The 19246-nt window shown below is 47.1% G+C and carries 18 protein-coding genes; 13 read left to right on the top strand and 5 right to left on the bottom strand.

The annotated features are described in order from the left end of the window. Positions 1–124 precede the first annotated feature (124 nt). Positions 125–718, top strand: coding sequence for a protein-L-isoaspartate(D-aspartate) O-methyltransferase (locus tag ACHAL6_RS02590; RefSeq protein WP_395268660.1), 594 nt, complete (start codon positions 125–127; stop codon positions 716–718). A gap of 93 nt (positions 719–811) precedes the next feature. Here the strand turns inward: ACHAL6_RS02590 and ACHAL6_RS02585 are convergent, their stop codons facing one another. Beyond that, the gene (locus ACHAL6_RS02585; RefSeq protein WP_395268658.1) at positions 812–1138 is read right to left on the bottom strand and encodes a cupin domain-containing protein; all 327 of its coding nucleotides are present in this window, start codon (positions 1136–1138) and stop codon (positions 812–814) included. A gap of 175 nt (positions 1139–1313) precedes the next feature. Here ACHAL6_RS02585 and ACHAL6_RS02580 point away from each other — a divergent pair, with 175 nt between their 5' ends. From ACHAL6_RS02580 to ACHAL6_RS02545, 8 genes are all read left to right on the top strand, one after another. Next, positions 1314–1868, top strand: a complete 555-nt coding sequence (locus ACHAL6_RS02580; RefSeq protein ID WP_395268656.1) for a GNAT family N-acetyltransferase — start codon at positions 1314–1316, stop codon at positions 1866–1868. 121 nt (positions 1869–1989) lie between these two features. Then, positions 1990–2682 carry a molybdopterin-dependent oxidoreductase gene (locus ACHAL6_RS02575; protein ID WP_395268654.1) on the top strand — a complete coding sequence of 231 codons (693 nt, stop codon included), beginning with the start codon at positions 1990–1992 and terminating at the stop codon, positions 2680–2682. A 5-nt stretch (positions 2683–2687) separates the two neighbouring features. Then, a complete protein-coding gene (locus tag ACHAL6_RS02570) occupies positions 2688–5081 on the top strand; it encodes an AAA family ATPase (protein ID WP_395268652.1) in 2394 nt (797 codons plus the stop codon). Positions 5082–5376: 295 nt separating this feature from the next. Then, positions 5377–6504 carry a betaine/proline/choline family ABC transporter ATP-binding protein gene (locus tag ACHAL6_RS02565; RefSeq protein WP_395268650.1) on the top strand — a complete coding sequence of 376 codons (1128 nt, stop codon included), beginning with the start codon at positions 5377–5379 and terminating at the stop codon, positions 6502–6504. Next, on the top strand, positions 6504–7139 hold the full coding sequence (locus ACHAL6_RS02560) for an ABC transporter permease (RefSeq protein ID WP_395268648.1): 636 nt from the start codon (positions 6504–6506) through the stop codon (positions 7137–7139). The genes ACHAL6_RS02565 and ACHAL6_RS02560 overlap by 1 nt, the downstream gene beginning before the upstream one ends. 1 nt (position 7140) lies before the next feature. Further along, positions 7141–7785, top strand: coding sequence for an ABC transporter permease (locus tag ACHAL6_RS02555; protein ID WP_395268646.1), 645 nt, complete (start codon positions 7141–7143; stop codon positions 7783–7785). 48 nt (positions 7786–7833) lie between these two features. Then, on the top strand, positions 7834–8754 hold the full coding sequence (locus ACHAL6_RS02550; RefSeq protein WP_395268644.1) for a glycine betaine ABC transporter substrate-binding protein: 921 nt from the start codon (positions 7834–7836) through the stop codon (positions 8752–8754). Positions 8755–8763: 9 nt separating this feature from the next. Continuing rightward, positions 8764–9735: an alpha/beta hydrolase fold domain-containing protein gene (locus ACHAL6_RS02545; RefSeq protein ID WP_395268642.1), complete on the top strand. Its 972-nt coding sequence runs from the start codon at positions 8764–8766 to the stop codon at positions 9733–9735. A gap of 93 nt (positions 9736–9828) precedes the next feature. Here ACHAL6_RS02545 and ACHAL6_RS02540 read toward each other — a convergent pair whose 3' ends face one another. Then, positions 9829–10464: a TrkA C-terminal domain-containing protein gene (locus tag ACHAL6_RS02540; protein WP_395268640.1), complete on the bottom strand. Its 636-nt coding sequence runs from the start codon at positions 10462–10464 to the stop codon at positions 9829–9831. Positions 10465–10602: 138 nt separating this feature from the next. On the opposite strand from ACHAL6_RS02540, the gene ACHAL6_RS02535 reads away from it, so the two are divergent. Both ACHAL6_RS02535 and ACHAL6_RS02530 read left to right on the top strand, forming a co-directional pair. Then, positions 10603–10986, top strand: a complete 384-nt coding sequence (locus ACHAL6_RS02535; protein WP_395268638.1) for an ArsR/SmtB family transcription factor — start codon at positions 10603–10605, stop codon at positions 10984–10986. After that, positions 10987–13338 (top strand): heavy metal translocating P-type ATPase, encoded by a 2352-nt coding sequence (locus ACHAL6_RS02530; protein ID WP_395268636.1) that lies wholly within the window; start codon positions 10987–10989, stop codon positions 13336–13338. 76 nt (positions 13339–13414) lie between these two features. On the opposite strand, the gene ACHAL6_RS02525 is transcribed toward ACHAL6_RS02530, so the two are convergent. Further along, on the bottom strand, positions 13415–14629 hold the full coding sequence (locus ACHAL6_RS02525; RefSeq protein ID WP_395268634.1) for a 6-phosphofructokinase: 1215 nt from the start codon (positions 14627–14629) through the stop codon (positions 13415–13417). Between the two features lie 188 nt (positions 14630–14817). On the opposite strand from ACHAL6_RS02525, the gene ACHAL6_RS02520 reads away from it, so the two are divergent. After that, a complete protein-coding gene (locus ACHAL6_RS02520) occupies positions 14818–15243 on the top strand; it encodes a hypothetical protein (RefSeq protein ID WP_395268632.1) in 426 nt (141 codons plus the stop codon). Between the two features lie 308 nt (positions 15244–15551). Then, entirely contained in the window at positions 15552–16820 is a 1269-nt protein-coding gene (locus ACHAL6_RS02515; RefSeq protein ID WP_395268630.1) for an SLC13 family permease, read from the top strand. Positions 16821–16930: 110 nt separating this feature from the next. Here the strand turns inward: ACHAL6_RS02515 and ACHAL6_RS02510 are convergent, their stop codons facing one another. Together ACHAL6_RS02510 and ACHAL6_RS02505 are read right to left on the bottom strand one after the other, a co-directional pair. Continuing rightward, positions 16931–17875 (bottom strand): hypothetical protein, encoded by a 945-nt coding sequence (locus ACHAL6_RS02510; RefSeq protein ID WP_395268628.1) that lies wholly within the window; start codon positions 17873–17875, stop codon positions 16931–16933. A 3-nt stretch (positions 17876–17878) separates the two neighbouring features. Then, positions 17879–19135, bottom strand: coding sequence for a PQQ-dependent sugar dehydrogenase (locus tag ACHAL6_RS02505; RefSeq protein ID WP_395268626.1), 1257 nt, complete (start codon positions 19133–19135; stop codon positions 17879–17881). Positions 19136–19246 lie beyond the last annotated feature (111 nt).

Below are 19246 nucleotides of genomic sequence, written 5' to 3'. Positions count from 1 at the left end.
TATTTAAGTCTTATTATAGGTAGAGAGTTGAAATCGGATGTGTAGATTGTTTGAACATTGAGTGAAAGATGTTGAGGTTCTTCTGAATTGGGATTATATTGAAGGTGAAAAAGGAGAGGTTTGTATGGATTATGAAAAACTGGAAGCCTATTTTCTTTCACTTGATCGGTCGATGTTTCTTGAAGGGGAATACAGAAAGCTGTCTGAGATGAATCATCCGCTACCCATCGGATTCGGACAGACCATTTCTCAGCCAAGTCTGGTGCTCATGATGACCTATATGCTAGACCCCGATGAAGCGTGCAGAGTACTTGAAATCGGAACAGGTTCAGGATATCAGACAGCCCTACTTTCAGCCTTTTCCAAGGAAGTTTATACCGTGGAGAGAATACCGGAGCTTTCCCGGAAAGCCAGAGAGAGGCTGGATGCCATGGGATACGAGAACATCTGTTACAAAGTCGGAGATGGAAGCCTTGGATGGAAAGCTCATGCTCCCTATGACCGGATCATGGTCACAGCTGCAGCCTCGAAAATTCCGGATGAGCTTCTTCACCAGCTCAGCAAGGGTGGCAAGATGCTGATACCAGTCGGACCGGAGAATCTTCAGGAACTGATGCTGGTGAGAAAGAATCAGGATGAAACGGTGGAAGTGGAGACGGTGGAATGGGTAAGATTTGTGGAAATGAAAGGGAAATATGGATGGAACAGGAAAGACTGAAAAAGAACCCTCCCTGGATGAAAGAAGCATGGAGATTCTCATCATCTCGGGAGGGTTTTCTATGAGGGGAGAGCTGGAACAGATACCTGATTTTTAGTCTTCCTTGTACTCTACGGGTGTAGGTGCCTTGATGACGAACATCTCCAGCAATTCATCATGGCTGTTGCCCACATTCATTTTCACCCTGTAAGGAATGTTCAGCATCTGGCCTTTGGAATAATCGTGGGGCTCCTGATCATCCAGCTGGATGGTCAGTGTGCCTCGGACAATGATCATATAGACGTTGGAGTTGGAGAAATGCTCAGGTAGCCCCTGGCCTTTAGGAAATACCATGTGGTTGATCATAGCCACAGGATGGTCCAGAAGTTTTTCCACTTTCTTGTCGTCAGCTAAAGAATAATCATATACAGTTTCAATCATAATTGTACGCTCCTTTTTAAACACATTTTTTTCAGTATACCGCATCTGGAAAGAAAGTGTAGTTACCATAGTAACTACTTGGGTTTCGTGGAATGTTAATGAATCGTATCTATGATTCTAGTCGTCATTGAGGTAAGATAAAGATAAGAAGATATGGAAATGAGGTGGAGAAGATATGGTCCTGGAAACAAAAAGACTGTACATCAGAAGGTTTGAAGAGAAGGATCTAGCAGATTTCAATCAGTATGCAAGTGACCCGGAGGTTGGACCTTCTGCCGGATGGAAACCCCATGAAAGCATGAAGGAGTCCGAAGAGATTCTTGAAGGCTTCATGAAAAGCGCGGATATCTTCGCCATGGAGCATAAAAAAGACGGCAGAGTCATCGGCTCGCTGGGGCTGCATGAAGACAGGAAGAGAGACTACAAGGGGGCGCTCATGCTGGGCTATGCCATGGGGAAGGATTACTGGGGACAGGGGCTCATGACCGAAGCGGTAGATCGTCTTCTTCAGTATGCGTTTTCTGAACTGGACATGAAGATCATCTCAGCCTACCATTATCCATTCAATCAGCGTTCAAAAAGAGTTCTGGTAAAAGCGGGATTTTCTCTGGAGGGAACACTGAAGATGGCATCGGCTCTCTATGACGGTCAGGTGGTCGATGATGTGTGTTATGCTATAACCAGAGAAGAGTATGAGAAAAGCAGAGAAAAAAGTGAAGATCAGATATAAGGATGTATGAAAGCAGAACACTGTCTAGGCAGTAAGCAGCGACATCATGAAGTATGCAGTCACCCTGGACAGAGGAATAGCTTGTCTCAGGGTGATTTCTGTTTTGAAGGAGGAGAAGAGGATGAAAGGAAAGAAGGGGCTGCTTTTTGCGATGGTATCATTTCTTGTAATCGCCGCGGCAGGTTGCGGGGAGCAGGCTGAAATCAACCGAGAATACTCTGAAATCATGTCCAGAGCCACAGAAGACCGCTTTTCAGCCACGGAAATCAGAGATTACAAGGGAGTGAGACTGGATCCTTCCATCGGGCCGAGGGATAATTCCATAACAGGCATCCAGAGTGTGAATATGGAGGAATATACGCTTTCCATCACTGGTCTTGTGAAGACAGTCACGGAATATACCTATGAGGAGGTCCTCGAGTATCCTTCCGTGGAGAAGCTCATCACGCTTTACTGTGTGGAAGGATGGGATGCGACCATTTTATGGGAAGGTGTACGGATTACGGATCTTCTGGAAAAGGCGGGTCCTCTGGAAGATGGGAAGATCCTCGTTTTCAGGTGTCATGATGGATACACTACCTCCATGCCGCTTTCTGAAATTCAGGAGAAGGATATGATCCTTGCCTATCACTCCAATGGAGCGCCACTGCCGGAGCCTATGGGCTTTCCGTTTATTGTGGTGGCGGAGGACAAGCTGGGTTATAAGTGGGCAAGATGGGTTGTGGAGATCGAAGTTTCAGATGACGTGGATTATGAAGGAACCTGGGAAAGAAGAGGATATGACAATGAAGCGGACGTTCCATTTGAGGAGTGATTGAAATGGAGAAATATACAGTACCAGTACATCGTCTGAGAAAAATATGCCATGTGGAAAAAGAAATCGGGCAGTTTGGAAACACCAGCGAGCTGGATGCTACAGAAGGTGTCATCGGTCAGGACAGAGCGGTTCTTGCCATGGAGTTCGGCCTTGCCATGGATGCACCAGGATACAATATCTTTGTGGTGGGTCCCCACGGAACAGGGAAAAGCACCTACACGGAAGCCATAGTGGAAAAGGCTTCTAAGCGCATGAAGAATCTGCCCAAAGACTGGTGTTATATTCATAATTTCAAGGATGAGGACAGACCGAGAATCGCAGCTTTTCCTGCAGGAACGGGAAAGGCTTTCCAGACGGATATGCACGATCTGGTGGAAGATCTCAAGGAGCTGGTATCCAAGGCCTTTGAAGATGGTGAATATGAGGAGAAGAGAGACCGTATCATTTTATCTCTTCAGGAAAAGCTGGACCAGCAGTTCAACAGTATGAAGGAGGAAGCGGCAAAAGAAGGTTTCGATATGAAGCCGGTTCCGCCGAGATTCGTCTTCATTCCCCTGAAAGACGGGAAACAGATGCTTCCAGAAGTCTTCGAAAAGCTTTCACCGGAAGAAAAGAAGAAGCTGGACGAGAAGGGAAGAAGACTTACAAAATCCCTGGATGAGACGCTGAAAGAAAGCCAGAGATATGAGGAGCAGGCAAAAGAGGACATGAGAGAGCTTGAGCAGAGCATAGCGCTGTCTGTAATCCGTCCCAGAGTGGAGATTGTCAAAGAGAGATATAAGGATTATGGCAAAGTGCTCACGTATCTGGAGGAGCTGATAGAAGATGCGGCATACAATCATAAGGCTTTCCTTCAGATCGAGCAGCCGGAAAAGGAGAAGGAGACCAGCCTGTTCAGTCAGGAGGAAAAGAATCCTCTTCTGAAGTATGCGGTGAATGTCTTCGTGAACAATGAGACCTGCGAAAGCGCACCGGTGGTCATTGAGCCGAATCCCAACTACTATAATCTTTTCGGAAAGCTGGAGTACAAGAGCCATATGCTTTCCATGAGTACGGATTTCACCATGCTGAGACCGGGTGCCATACATCGGGCCAATGGAGGGTTTCTCATTCTCCAGATCAAGGATGTGCTGAGAGATGCCTATGCATGGGAAACGCTGAAGAAAGCCATTGAACATCAGAAGGCTGTGGTGGAGAACATCGGCGAGGAGTATCGCCTGGTGCCTGCCGGCACCATAAGGCCTGAACCTGTCCCGCTGGATCTTAAGGTCATCATTATTTCTGATCCTGAGATCTACTATCTTCTTTACGCCTACGACGATGATCTGCAGAGGCTTTTCAAAGTACGGGTGGATTTTGATGTGGACATGCCCAGAACCTCGGAGAATCTGAAGGCATATGCTTCCTTTGTGACAACCCTCACCCAAAAAGAGAATCTGCTTCCGTTTAACGGATATGCTCTGGGCAAGGTCGTTGAATACGGATCCCGTATTGCGGGAGATCAGAACAGATTGTCCACCAGATTCAATAAAGTCACAGAGGTGCTTTATGAATCTGAAGCTCTTGCAAAGAGTCAGGGAAAGAATGAGGTGGAGCAGTCTCATGTCATGGAAGCGGTGAAGGAGAGAATCCGGCGTGAAAACAGACTGGAAGAAAGAATCAGAGAACAGATCCTGGAAGGGAAAGTGATCATTCATACGGAAGGAAAAGAAGTGGGTCAGATCAACGGCCTTTCTGTTCTTGATACGGGCGGCTATGCCTTTGGTATGCCCACCCGAATCACAGCAAGAACCTATGCCGGAGACCAGGGAGTCATCAACATAGAGCGGGAAACCAGGATGAGTGGAAGCATTCATACAAAAGGCGTCCTGACGCTGTCCGGTTTCCTCGGTGGCGTGTTTGCCCAGAAGTTCCCTCTCGGACTCACAGCTCAGGTCACCTTCGAGCAGTCCTATGGTGGGGTGGAAGGAGACAGCGCATCCAGCGCTGAGCTTTATGCCATCTTATCCAGTCTTTCCGATGTGCCCCTGAGCCAGGCCATCGCCGTGACTGGGTCCGTGGACCAGAGAGGAGAGATTCAGCCCATTGGAGGTGTCACGGAGAAGATTGAGGGATTCTTTGATGTGTGCAGGGCCAAAGGGCTTACTGGAGAGCAGGGTGTTATGATTCCTGTTCAGAACATAGACAATCTCATGCTGAAAGATGAGGTCATTGCTGCTGTGGAGGAAGGCGTTTTCAGAATCTACGCAGTGAAAACCATAGATGAAGGCATTGAAGTGCTCACGGGAATCCCATCGGGCAGAATCAGTGAAGGCGGATTTACCGAAGGCAGTGTCTTTGATCTGGCAGCCAGAAAGCTCCAGGGTTTTGCGGAAGCCATAAAAAGATCAAAGTAGCATGGAACAATTAAGGACCTGACAGAGAAAAGAAAATGGAAAAACAGATAAGAAGCATGAAAAAATTGCTTCTTATCTGTTTTTTTCATGTCTGGGCGTCATCTCCATGGGACTCTAGGGATGAATATTCAATGCATAAGAATGAATAAAAGAAAGTGACGGATGCTTGCCTGGATGTAAACCTATACAGAACTAAAGAGACAACTTAGTTCGATGTATTAAGTTGCATCAGTGGGATTTAGATACTATAATGAGTTAAGAAATCATTAATTTTAATAATAATGGAGGTGGCACATTGATAATTTATGAAAATGTAACCAAGAAATATAATGATGTTACTGTAGTGGATGGTCTGGATCTGACCATCAATGATGGAGAGTTTGTCGTTTTCATCGGTCCTTCAGGCTGTGGAAAGACCACATCGCTTAAAATGATCAACAGACTGATCAAAATGAATAGCGGGAATATTTATATCGATGGCAAGAACGTTAATGAAATGGATGCGGTGGAGCTGAGAAGAAACATCGGCTATGTCATTCAGCAGATTGCACTGTTTCCCAATATGACCATAGGAGAAAACATCACAGTAGTTCCGAAACTGCTTAAATGGAGCAAGGAGAAAAGGAACAAGAGAGCCAGGGAGCTTCTGGAAATGGTGGGTATGCCTTATGCGGAAAACATCAATAAATATCCCAATGAGCTAAGTGGAGGACAGCAGCAGAGAATCGGTGTACTGCGCGCTCTGGCAGCTGAACCACCAGTGATTCTCATGGATGAGCCCTTCGGCGCCCTTGATCCCATGACCAGAGAAAATCTGCAGGATGAACTGAAAGTGCTCCAGAAGAAGCTGAAGAAGACCATCATCTTTGTGACTCATGATATGGATGAAGCGGTAAAGCTTGCTGACAAGATCGTGTTCATGAGAGACGGCAGGATTCTTCAGGCCGCAAGTCCTGAAGAAATGCTGAGAAACCCTGCTGATCCGATGATCTCCAACTTCATGGGTAAGCTTTCCTATACAGTTTCAGGAGATGATCTGACCTGCAAGGATGTCATGAAGAAGAGAGTGCTTACTGTCTATGAAAACAGAAAGATGCTGGAGTCCGTGGAACTGATGAAACAGAGAGAGCTGGATTCTGCGGTGGTTGTAGGTGAAGAGGACAACAAGTATAAAGGTGTTGTCACCATAGAAAAGTTGGCCACAAAGGGAAAACCTGGGGAAAGCATAAAAGATCTTGTGGATAGAAATGTCCCCTCAGTAAGAACCACAACCAACGCCAAGGAAGCCTTCGAGATTCTTGTGGCATCGAAATACAACTACATCGTAGTGCTGAACAGAGATTCCACGGTTGCCGGCATCATCACGAGAACCAGTATGACCAAGGCTCTGGCCAGTGTCATATGGGGAGGTGAAAACAGCTGATGGCAGATTTTTTTGAAAGATATGGAGAGAAGCTTCTTGAAGCGATCTTTGTGCATCTCCAGTACGTTTTCGTATCTGTCGGAATCGGTTTTGTGGTGGCGCTTGTTCTTGGAATTCTGCTTTCCAGAATTCCAAGACTATCAAAGATCATCATTCCCATAGTCAGTATTTTTCAGACCATCCCCGGACTGGTGTTCATAGGTGTGCTGTTCATCTATATAGGCATTCAGCCTGCCACGGTCATCATCGCACTTTCCATCTATGCGCTTTTTCCCATTCTCAAGAATACCTACACAGGGATTCTCAATGTGGATGAAGGTCTGAAGGAAGCGGCAAGAGGATGCGGTATGAGCAACTGGCAGATTCTGTACAAACTGGAACTTCCACTGGCCATGTCATCGATCTTCAGCGGACTGAGAATGTCCACCATCTATACGGTGTCCTGGGCGGTTTTAGCCGCCATGATCGGATTAGGCGGTTTAGGAGAATTCATCTATCGAGGCATTGATACAAACAACAATACACTGATCATAGGTGGCGCCATACCGGCAGCCATCCTGGCTATTCTTTTAGGGTTCCTCATCGACTTCATACAGGCGAAGGTAACCCCAAGAGGGCTGAAAGGAGGTCGTTAGCATGAGTGTGGAGAGAGTACTTCAGCATCTGTATCTGGTCGGTATGGCTGCAGGATTTACAATCGTCATCGGGCTTCTTCTAGGCGTACTGACTTACATGTACAGACCACTTAGACCGTTTATTCTATGGACTGTGGATATTCTGCAGACCATTCCGGTGCTGGCGCTGCTTGGTGTCATTATGCTGGTGGCTGGGGCTTCCAGCACCACGGTCATCATCGGTATTGTGCTGTACTCCCTGCTTCCTGTGGTGCGAAACACCTATGTGGGTCTTACAAGCATAGATCCTGCGCTGAAAGAGGCGGCCACAGGTATGGGCATGACGAAGGTGCAGAGACTTCTCAGTGTTGAAATTCAGCTGGCCTTCCCCATGATCTTCACAGGAATCCGGATCGCCATCGTGACGTCCATCGGTACGGCTGTATTCGGAGCTGTTGTAGGCGGAGGAGGACTGGGGTCTGTCATCAACAGAGCCATTCTGATTCAGGATATGAGCACGCTTATGGAAGCTACGCTGGTACTGATGGCCATGGCCATTGTCTTTGACTTTGGCATGGGATATATCGAGAAGAGACTGAAGGAAAGAAGAACCCAGACCCTGGATTTTGACGAAGACAAGTCAATGAGCACAAAAGAGGTTCTATAGTAATAAAATGAAACTTTAAAATATATGATTGAAAAGAAGGAGATTTGAATGAAAAAGAAAATTATCGCAACAATTGCTGCAGCATTTATGACCATGGGTATCCTGGCGGGATGCGGAAGTTCCGCTGCAGAAGGTGAAAGCATCACCATTCTGAAAGGACAGTTTGCCGAAATCGACATCATCGCCGAGATGGCGGCCATGCTTATTGAAGAGAACACGGATCTGTCTGTGGAGTTTCATGATTCCATGAACACGGTGGCTGCGGGAAACGCCATGGTGGCAGAGGAGATTGATCTTTATGTGAGCTACGACGGAACACTTCTGACAACGATTCTAGGTTATGACCCAAGTGATGTGCCAGAAGGGGAAGACCTTTATGACTGGACCATTGCAAGGGGTAAAGAAGACAAGGGGCTTATGCTTTCATCCAAATTCGGGTTTGAGAATACCTATGCCTTGGGTGTGAAGAACGACTATGCACAGACCAATGGCATTGAATCCATCAGCGACCTGAAGCCATTCACACAAGACCTGGTCTTCGGTGCAGAGCATGAATTCTTTGATGAAGAAGGAACCATGAGATTCAATCCGTTCAACGAGCATTACGGCATAGAATGGAAAGACGGAGTCTCTCTTGATATCGGTCTGAAGTATGCTGCTATGGACAACAACAATATTGATGTGACCATGGTATATTCCACAGATGGACTGAATCAGAAATCAGATCTGAAGATTCTTGAGGATGACCTGAGATTCTTCCCTCAGTACTACGCCGCTTTCTTCCACAGAGACAGTCTGTTTAAAGAATATGGGGAAACTGCGCCAAACCTTGAGGAAGTGCTTCTGATGCTGGAAGGTCAGATCAGCAATGAAGAGATGATCGAAATGAACTATCAGGTGGATGCGGAAGGTGCAGAGCCTGAAGACGTGGCCAGAACGTTCCTTGAGAGCAAGGGCCTATTGGATTAGGGATAGAAAATGGAAAAGAATAAAGTAGACATACTGAAAAGAATTTCTCCATCCATGAGAGAAGTCATAGCATTCGAGAAGCTCGAATCCGAAAAAAGAAACGGGGAAAAGACGGTTTCCCTCATAGACAGAGATGCCTATGAGGCATCCAGAAGCTTTTTCAACGAAGGAGGACCGGAGATGGTCCGTACGATTCGAGCCCATGTGGACAACGAGAATAAAAGAATTCCGTTTACAGTCCATTATCCGATTGAAAAGGAAAGAAACAGACTGATTCTCTTTATCCACGGAGGTGGTTTTGTGGTGGGAAGTCCCGACAGTCATGATGGAATCATGAGAAGACTGGCTGATGAAACCGGTGCTGTGGTCATGGGTATTGATTATTCGCTGGCACCGGAAGTGAAGTTCCCCATGCAGATCCATGAGTGTGCGGAGCTTATCCGACATGTGAGACTCAATGAAGGACTTTATGATATAGACAAGAACGATATCACGCTTGCAGGGGATTCGGCTGGGGCTTATCTCAGTCTCGCAACGACACTCTATCTGAGAGACAAGGAGAAAGACATCAGCTATATCACATCTCTTCTTCTGTATTATGGCAGCTACGGACTGGAAGACTCTATGTCCATGCGCCTTTATGGCAATGAATATGACGGGCTGACTCTGGAAGCGCTGAAGAGCTATGGTGCTCTTTTTGCAAGAGAAGAGGATCGGGAGAATCCATACAGGAATCTATTCCATAACGACCTGACCTATGGGATTCCACCAACATATATCATGGGGTGCACACTGGATCCCCTGGTCGATGATTCCAGACTCCTCCATGAAATCCTGAAAGAGCATGGCATGGTTACAAAATACAAGGAGTTTGACGGTGTGCTGCACGGTTTTCTTCATTATTCAAACATGATGGAAGAATCCATGGAAGCCATCAGAGATTCAGCCAGGTTCTATGAAGAGAGGAAAAACCAGGTCTGATTTCCGAGAATCAGCAGTATCCGAGCATATTCTGCATAGTTTACATGAGACATGAGAAAAGAGAAGGTTTCTACCTTCTCTTTTCTCATGTCCTTAGATTTCTTCGTTTACCATATAATCTTTCGCTTTTTCAATGATATCAGGTGCGCCCACCACAAGGATCTTATCATCTTTGATGAAGTAAAGCTGTGGTCCAGGAGTGAGGATCAGTTCCTTCCCTCTTCGGATGCCGATGATGGTGGCCCCGGTCTTCTGCCAAAATTTGCTGTCCGATATGGTTTTTCCGATGAGATGGGAATCATCACTGAGCGGAATCTCCACAGGATTCATGGGATTGGTGTTTTTGAGTCTTTCGGAATAATCGATGATTTTATCGATGATTTCCATGATCTCTTTTTCGATGTCGTTCTTTTTGGAAAGAAGTTCCAGAACCTCTTCTCGAAGAGAGGAGATGCTCTCCTTGCTCTGGTTGCTCTCCATGTATTTATGCGCATTCTTTCTGGATCTGATCAGTACACCGCTGCCAAGGGTAGCCTGCACCACTTCCATATCTTCCAGAAGAATGATGGCTCTTCGAATGGTTTCAGGAGATACATTGTATTCTCCTGCCATGGAGCTTCTACCGAAGATTTTGGAACCTTCCTTGAATTCTCCGTTAGCGATTCTGGAGGCGATGTCCAGTGCAATCTGTTTATATCTTGGGATTTTAACGCGTGGGTCTTTATCCATATTCAACACTCCCGATTATACTTATTATCACTATTATATCATAGGGACCGTTGACAGTGAGAAAGAAATCAGGATATAATCTGTATAACGATTGAATGATTGTTCAATCGTTTAATCGAAATGAACGAGGTGTGTTCTATGAGTACAATCAAAACACCCATCGAGAGATGTGACTGTGATGTGATCCATGAAGACGTCATGGAACTGGTGAAAGAGAAAATGCCCGATGAGGAGCATCTTCTGGAGCTTTCGGAGCTCTTCAAGGTGTTTGGCGATTCTACCAGAGTGAAGATCCTCTGGGCGCTGGATACGCATGAGATGTGCACCTGCGATATCGCATTTGCACTGAATATGACCCAGTCGGCCATATCCCATCAGCTTAGAGTATTAAAGCAGGCAAAGCTTGTGAAGAATAGAAGAGAAGGAAAAATCGTATACTACAGCCTTGCGGATGATCATGTGAGAACCATCTTTGATCAGGGCATGGAGCATGTGAGTGAATATAGTAGGAGTGAAATATAGATGGAATTTAAGAAAAAGGAGCTGGTGCTGGAAGGGCTTTCCTGTGCCAACTGCTCTGCTAAGATAGAAACAGAGGCCAGCGCCATTGAAGGCGTCACCGCCAGAGTGAATTTCGTGACGAAAACCCTGACACTGGAGTATGATGCGGCTCATAGAGAAGAAGAGCTTCTGGGAAAAGTCACAGGCATCATTCACAGCCATGAACCCGATATCGAAATAAGAGACAAAGAGAACTTCTCATCGGAGGCATTTCTTCTGGAAGGGCTGGGATGCGCAAACTGCGCCATGAAGATGGAGGATCGCATCGGCAGAATCCAGGGGATCGAGGAAGTATCCATTGATTTTGTGACGAAAAAGCTGAAGGTGAAGTCCAGAGAAGGACAGCTCACCGCTTCTGAGATTGAGAAGATCCGAGGCATCGTCACAGAGATAGAAGCGGACACGAAGCTTGTGGCCATGAAAAGCGGGAACACAGAGAAGAAGATCACTGCAGTATCCTTATGGGAGAATCATAAGGAAGACATCACAAAGATCGGGGTCAGTGCGGCGCTTCTTCTGATCGCTCTCTTCATGCCTGACGGCGGACTGCTTCAGACCCTGTTTTTCGTAAGCTCCTATTTGCTTGTGGGAGGAGAGATTCTTCTGCGTGCAGGAAGAAACATACGAAGAGGACAGATCTTTGATGAGAATTTTCTCATGTCCATTGCCACCATCGGTGCCATTTTGGTGGGAGAGTTTCCCGAAGGCGTGGCAGTGATGCTCTTCTACCAGGTAGGAGAACTCTTTCAGGATGTAGCAGTGGAAAAGTCAAGAAAGAGCATCAGCGAACTCATGGATATCAGGCCTGACTTTGCCAATCTCATCCGCGGAGAAGAGACGGTGAAGGTCTCTCCTATGGAAGTGAGAATAGATGATGTGATTCTTGTAAGACCCGGAGAAAAGATGCCTCTGGATGGAATCGTTCTGGAAGGTTCTTCCGCCATGGATACCTCCGCACTTACAGGAGAGTCTATGCCAAGAGATGTCATGAAAGACAGTGAAGTGCTGGCGGGATTCATCAACAGAAACGGCCTGCTGAAGGTCCGCGTGCGTAAATCCTATGGAGAATCCACGGTCTCTAAGATTCTAGAGCTGGTGGAAAACGCTTCCTCTAAAAAAGCGCCGACGGAGAACTTCATCACCAAGTTTGCACGCTACTATACGCCTTTTGTGGTGGTATCGGCCCTTCTCATCGCCCTGATTCCACCTCTTGTGACTGGAGGAGCTTTTTCGGATTGGATCTATCGTGCGCTGGTGTTTCTTGTAATCAGCTGCCCCTGTGCTCTGGTGGTTTCCATTCCGCTTGGATTCTTCGGCGGTATCGGCGGTGCCTCGCGAAAAGGGATTCTCATCAAAGGCGGGAACTATCTGGAAGCCCTGAACGAAGTGGACACTGTGGTCTTCGATAAGACCGGTACCCTTACAAAGGGCAGATTTGAGCTTACGGAGCTGAAAGCTGCAGAAGGATTCACTGAAGATGCGCTTCTTGAGTCGGCTGCCTATGCGGAGAGTTTCTCGAGTCATCCCATAGCGGAATCCGTCCTGAAGGCCTATGGAAAAGGCATTCAGGGAAAAAGAGTCGGAAACTATGAGGAGATCGCAGGACATGGCGTTTCTTGTGAGCTGGATGGTAAAGTCATCCTTGCCGGTAACCGCAGACTGATGGAAAGAGAAAACATTGTGTATGAAGAAGTGGACTCCATCGGAACCATCATCTATGTGGCGGTGAACGGCAAATCTGCGGGACATCTGGTCATAGCTGATGAGATCAAGAGCGATGCCGGAGAAGCCATTGCTGTGCTGAAAGCTCAGGGCATAAGAAAGATCATCATGCTCACCGGTGACCTGAAGGCGGTAGGGGATAAAATCGGCGAAATTCTGGGTGTGGATGAAGTATATTCAGAACTGCTGCCTCAGGATAAGGTGACAAAGCTCGAAGCTCTTCAGGAAGAAGCGGGCAGTAAAGGGAAAATCGTCTTTGTGGGCGACGGAATCAATGATGCACCGGTTCTTGCCAGAGCAGACATCGGCATCGCCATGGGTGCTCTGGGCTCAGACGCAGCCATAGAGGCAGCGGATGTGGTGCTCATGACCGATGAGCCGAAGAGGATCGGGACAGCGCTGAAGATTGCTAAACGTACCAGAGCAATCGTCTGGCAGAACATCGTTTTTGCTCTGGGCGTGAAAGGCATCTTCCTTCTTCTAGGCGCCTTCGGTATTGCGACCATGTGGGAAGCCGTCTTTGCGGATGTTGGCGTCACGGTTATTGCAGTGATCAATGCCATGAGGGTGATGAACACAGATCATCTATAATATCAATAAGAAGGACCAGTAGCACTTCAATATTATGAAGCAGCAGCTGGTCCTTTTCCTTTACTATGGATATTTTCTACTTCTGAAGCAGTTTTTCAGCTCTTGGTGCTCTCAGCATGGAGGCGGAAGGCATATTGGAGCCGAGAAGCGGCGTGAGGTAATACTTGAAGGCTTCCGTGACATTATTGGCATCGGCGCTTATGAATTCATCCGGCATGAGCTTGGTCTTGGCGGCTACTTCCTTGAGGCTGCTCAGCTTGTAGTCCACGGAATAGTATCCGGTGCGGTGAATGGTGATGGAGCCGTCCACGTTCTGCCAGATGGCGAACTGTGCGGCCTTTTCACCAACTTCCCTTGCTTCTCTCTGATCCACATCGGATACGCAGCCAAGGAAAGATCGCTGAAGATAGCCGAAGGTATCGGTACGGACTCTTCCGATCTTCAGTTTGTCCTTGACTTCTTTGGTCAGAAGATCGCCCAGTGCTCCGGTTCCGGAGAGAGAAACATTGCCATGGGAATCCTTTTCTCTGCTCCCGAGTCTCTCGATGATAGGCACACCCTGTTCGTCTCTTATGCCTTCGGAAAGAGCGACAACGCATCTTCCATGCTGATCATAGATTCTCTTCACATCACTGAGAAAGGTGTCCACCTTGAAGGAGCGTTCCGGCAGATAAATAAGGTGCGGTCCATCATCAGGATATTTCTGGGCGATGGAGGAGGCGGCGGTGAGAAATCCCGAATTTCTTCCCATGACGACGCCTATGTGCACACCGGGCAGTGCCCTGTTATCCAGATTAAGACCAATGAAGCTCTGAGCCACAAACTTGGCAGCAGACCCGTATCCTGGAGTATGGTCGTTCAGCATCAGATCGTTGTCGATGGTTTTGGGAATATGGATGGCTCTGAATTCGTAGTTGGAGCGCTCTGCCTGTTCATTGACGATTCTTACAGTATCGGCGGAATCATTTCCCCCGATGTAGAAGAAGTATCTGACATCATGGGCTTTGAAAACCTTGAAGATTTCCTGACAGTAGGCTTCGTCGGGCTTGTCTCTTGTGGAAAAAAGGGCGGAGGAAGGAGTCACAGCGACTCTTTCCAGATTGTTGGTGGTTTCCTGGGTCAGATCAAGGAAGTCTTCATTGATGATTCCCCGAACACCGTTAATGGCTCCATAGACCTTGGTGATCTGCGGGAATTTACGTGACTCCAGAACGACGCCTACCAGTGATTCATTGATCACAGCTGTGGGTCCGCCACCCTGGGCGACCACCACTTTACCTTCCAGTTTCATAGTAATCCCTTCTTTCTAAGCAAATATTTTGAATTTTCTTATATCATAACATATTCAATCCATTAAAAAGAATAGATAATTTCCAAAGAAAGACTTTTTTGTTAATTTTGAGCTGCTGAATATTGCTGTTCACGGATAGATGGTATGATGAATATAAGTAAAATATTTGGAGAAAGGAGGGGTAATATATGAATGCAACTGTGGGTGCGTTTTTCGGATGGGTCATCGTCATCGCGTATGTGCTGACTATCCTGAACTACATCTTGAAAGCCGTGAACAAGAAATGGGGCAAGTCCATACGAAAGAATGAGAAGCTGAAAGGACCCTGGCAGGCGCTTCTGTCTTTCATCGTGAAGTATCATAAGTTATTCGGAATCATAACCATCATCGGAATCCTGGTTCACTTCTACATCCAGTTCAGCCGATGGGGATTTGTGGTGAGCGGAGCCATTGCAGCAGGGCTCATGATTCTGCAGGCTTTTCTTGGAGGCTACGGCGCCTACAAGAAGACGAGAAAAGGGCTGTGGATCAAAGCGCACAGGACCATCGCGGTTCTGCTTTTCCTGGCCATCGCCTATCATCTCATCTATGTCTATCAGAACTATAATTTCTAGAAGAAATCAGTGTGCTGCACTGGCTTCTATCTGAATGAACAGGGGAGCAGGCATTGTCATGAAAATAACAATGCTTGTTTTTCAGTCTGAATTCAAGTAAAATGGGTGAGTATTAGGGAGTAGCTTCTCTTTGTCTTAAATGATGAAGAGTGTGGACGGTCGTCATTACGATGAAAATCCGGTTGTCCAATCAAGTTTATGAAAGCGAGACTTTTACCAGAGTTTTTTTGGTGAAGAGTCTTTTTTTATGTCTTTAAATCAGGAAAACAATGGCCATATTAAAATACAGTACTGACAAGGAGAACAAAATGAAAATTGCAGCCATCATCATCTTCATTCTTACTTATGTATTGCTTCTGACGCTGCCAAAGCACAGAGCGAAAATCGCGGTGACTTCCGCTACACTGTTTGTGGTTCTGGGCATCATTCCGGTTCGGGAAGTGCTTACCACCATCGACTGGAACGTCATCTTCATGATTGCGGGAACCATGGGTCTGGTATCTCTTTTCATCGATTCGAAGATGCCGTCGCTTCTTGCAGACATCATCATTGAAAAGACACCCAATGTCATGTGGGCCATCGTTTCACTTTCTCTTTTTGCTGGAATCATTTCGGCATTTGTGGACAATGTAGCCACCGTGCTCATGGTGGCGCCTGTGGCACTGACCATCTGCAGAAAGCTGGGTGTTTCACCGATCTCAAGCATCATCGCCATTTCCGTGGCGTCGAACCTTCAGGGCGCAGCGACCTTAGTAGGAGATACCACATCCATCCTCCTTGCTGGACACCTGGATATGAACTTCTTCGACTTCTTCATCTATAACGGAAAGATGGGGCTGTTCTTCATCGTGCAGATCGGAGCAGTCATGTCCACTCTGGTGCTTTTCTGGATCTTCAGAAAAGAGAAGCAGCCTGTGGCGGCGTTGGACAAGACCGTGGTGACAGATTATTTTCCATCCTTCCTTCTTATTGCCATGGTACTGCTTCTGATCATCGCATCCTTCATTCCGAACACACCAAGAACCATCAACGGACTCATCTGTATGGCGCTTCTTCTAGTGGGACTTGTGAAGAGCTATGTGATCAACAGAGACAAGAAACTCATCAAAAACGCAGTGCGAGAAATAGACTATGTGACGCTTTTGCTTCTTTCAGGCCTCTTCATCGTTGTGGGCGGTATTTCCGCAGTGGGTGTCATTGAAGACATTGCCGCACTTTTCGTGAAGATCTCAGGGGATAATCTGTTCCTTGTGTATACACTGATTGTATGGTTCTCGGTGCTGATCTCGGCATTCATCGACAACATCATCTATACAGCCACCATGCTTCCCGTCATAGGAGGCATCGCTTCTCTTCTTGGAGGAGACCCTACGGTGCTCTATTTCGGACTGATCATTGGTGCAACCCTTGGAGGAAACCTTACACCCATCGGTGCTTCCGCCAATATTGCCGGTATCGGCATCCTGACCAAGCAGGGCTTCACGGTGACGACAAAGGACTTCACAAGAATCGGTGTGCCCTTCACGCTCATCGCCGTACTCACGGGTTACATCCTTACATGGTTATTGTTCGCGTAGGAACTTTTCAGTGAAGTAGTGTAAGCGTGAAACAGAAAAAGCAGGATAGTAAACACAATGCAGGAAGAGCTTTTCCGATGATCGGTCGGAAAAGCTCTTCTTGCATTGTGTTAGAGTTTATCGCCGTAGGCTTTCAGTATGCGCAGGCACCTTAGGGTATTGAATCGACCTCGTCTTCCTTCTTCCAGTGGGAAATGCACATTTCCTGAATAGGAAGATCCTCTGGGGAAGGTGCCGTCCTTCCGCCTTTTTTCCTTAAGAAGGAGAAGCGCTTCCTGCATCCTTTCATCATAGGGAAGAGCTGCATCGGCAAAATAATAGAGTGCCCGGTGGATATCATATTTCCATCGGGTGGGGAAGGCGAGGAGGAGAAACTTCGGATCGATGATCTCACCGGTCCGGTCAGACCGGAACAGGTGGTGCATCAGAAGAAATTCGGAGGCTTTTTCCATGGCTGTTTCCACTTCTTTCAGTCTATGGGTGTAGCCTCTTCGACTGTATTCCAGAAAGCCCTCCAGCACACAGAGAGTGGTATGCATGGAGCTGTGTTGCACCTTTTTCCGATTGTACCTGCAGTTGAATCCTCCGTCAGGAAGGATGGATAAGAGTAGCTGATCCACGAGCGGAATCAGGAGCCGCTCCTCCACACCGAAATAGCAGGCATAGTTGAGATACATGCCGTTGACGCACAGATCGCTCCTTTTATCGCTGCTGATGGCGATGCCGCCGTCCAGTGCCGGATGCTGCAGGATCACGTTCCTGGAAGGAATCTGTGCTTTTTCCGTTTCTTCTGGAATCTCCAGATAGCGAAGATCCAGCAGGGTGTAATGGGTACTGGTCCATTTTCCCGAATAATGACTCTGTCCGAAGCTTCCGTCTTCATGCTGCGCTTCAAAAAATCTCTTTCCGAAGCCGGTCAGGAGCGTCTCTTTCTGAAGATGCCTAAGATCTTCAGCCTTTTCCTCCAGAAGATACTTTCTTGTCTGATAAGCGATGGAAGGGTCTCCGCTCAGCAGGAAATCCAATACATGCTCATTCATCTGAAATTCATTCATGTTCTATTCCTCTTCTTTCAGGGTATAAATCTTACCCTGGAAATCCACGATATATAGTTCTCCCTGATTGTCCAGTCCGAAAGAGGATATCATGAGATCCGTATCAAGAAGCGTATGATTCTCCGCCTGATCCTCATCATCCAGCCAGAGTGCCCAGATGGTTCCTGATATGAAATCTCCATAGATATAAGCGCCCTGAAGGCTCTCAAGGGCTTCGCCGTAATAGGTGAACCCGCCGGTGATGGATCTGCCTTCTGAATGGGGATACTCATAGACCGGAAGAATATGATTTTCCAGTGTTTCACCTTCTCTATAGGTTCTGGTTCCTTCGAAGCGGTTCCATCCGTAATTGCCTCCGGAAACGATGAGGTCGATCTCTTCGATTTCTCCCTGCCCCACATCCGCAGCAATAAGAAGATCTCGTCCTTCATCGAAACTGAACTTCCATGGATTTCTGAGACCGTAGGCATAGATTTCGGCTCTGGCTTCCTCGGAATAGAGGAACGGATTGTCTTCTGGAATCAGATAGGGATGATCTTCCGTATCCACATCGATTCTTAGCATTTTACCAAGGTAACTTGTGAGATTCTGTGCTTCGTCATTGGGATCTCCGCTGGAGCCGCCATCTCCTGAGGAGATGTAGAGGTACCCGTCCGGGCCGAAGAGTAGGCTGCCGCCATTGTGGTTGCTGTAGGGTTGGCTGTAGGTAAGCAGAATCTTTTCTGAAGTGAGATCTACGGTTTCCCTGTCACTGCTGCTGAATCTCGAAATCACCGTCTCTCCGCTTCTCGTGTAATTGACGAAAAGGTAGCCGTTCTCATCATAGTCAGGGTGAAATGCCAGGCCTAACAGCCCCATTTCCAGACCGCTGGTATCCACTGCTTCCGTCAGATCCAGAAACGGAATTTTCTGGGATGAAGCATCACTTTTATGAAGCTGATAGACCGTTCCGCCTCTTTCCACCACATAAATTCTGTCGTCATCAACACCATCACTGACCAGTGCCAGCGGCTCTTTGAAAGAAAGGGAAGAGAAGGGGTCCTCCACTTCATAGCGAGCAGGCTGAAATTCGTCCGGCACGGTATAAGGATTCTCCTGGGAAGGGTCCTCTTCCTTCGGCTGATCCACCACAGGGGGTTTTTCTGCAGGTGCTTCCTGGGGTTCTTCCAACACAGGGTCTGAAGGTTCCGGTTCTTCCACGGAGTCTACACTACAGGCAGTCAGAATCAGAGCCAGCAGTAAGATCAGCAGTTTTTTCATGGTCCTCAACTCCTTACAAAAGAAAAGAATTTTCTGATAACTAGTGTGTAGTCTGATTGTAGCAAAGGAGAAAGAAGATGTAAAATGAAGAAACTGAATCTGATTTCTATA

Origin of the sequence: Proteiniclasticum sp. C24MP, assembly GCF_043951855.1 — a bacterium.
GTDB lineage: Bacteria > Bacillota > Clostridia > Clostridiales > Clostridiaceae > Proteiniclasticum.
The sequence above is the reverse complement of the archived record's forward strand: the minus strand, read 5'-3'. Positions and strand labels throughout refer to the sequence as shown.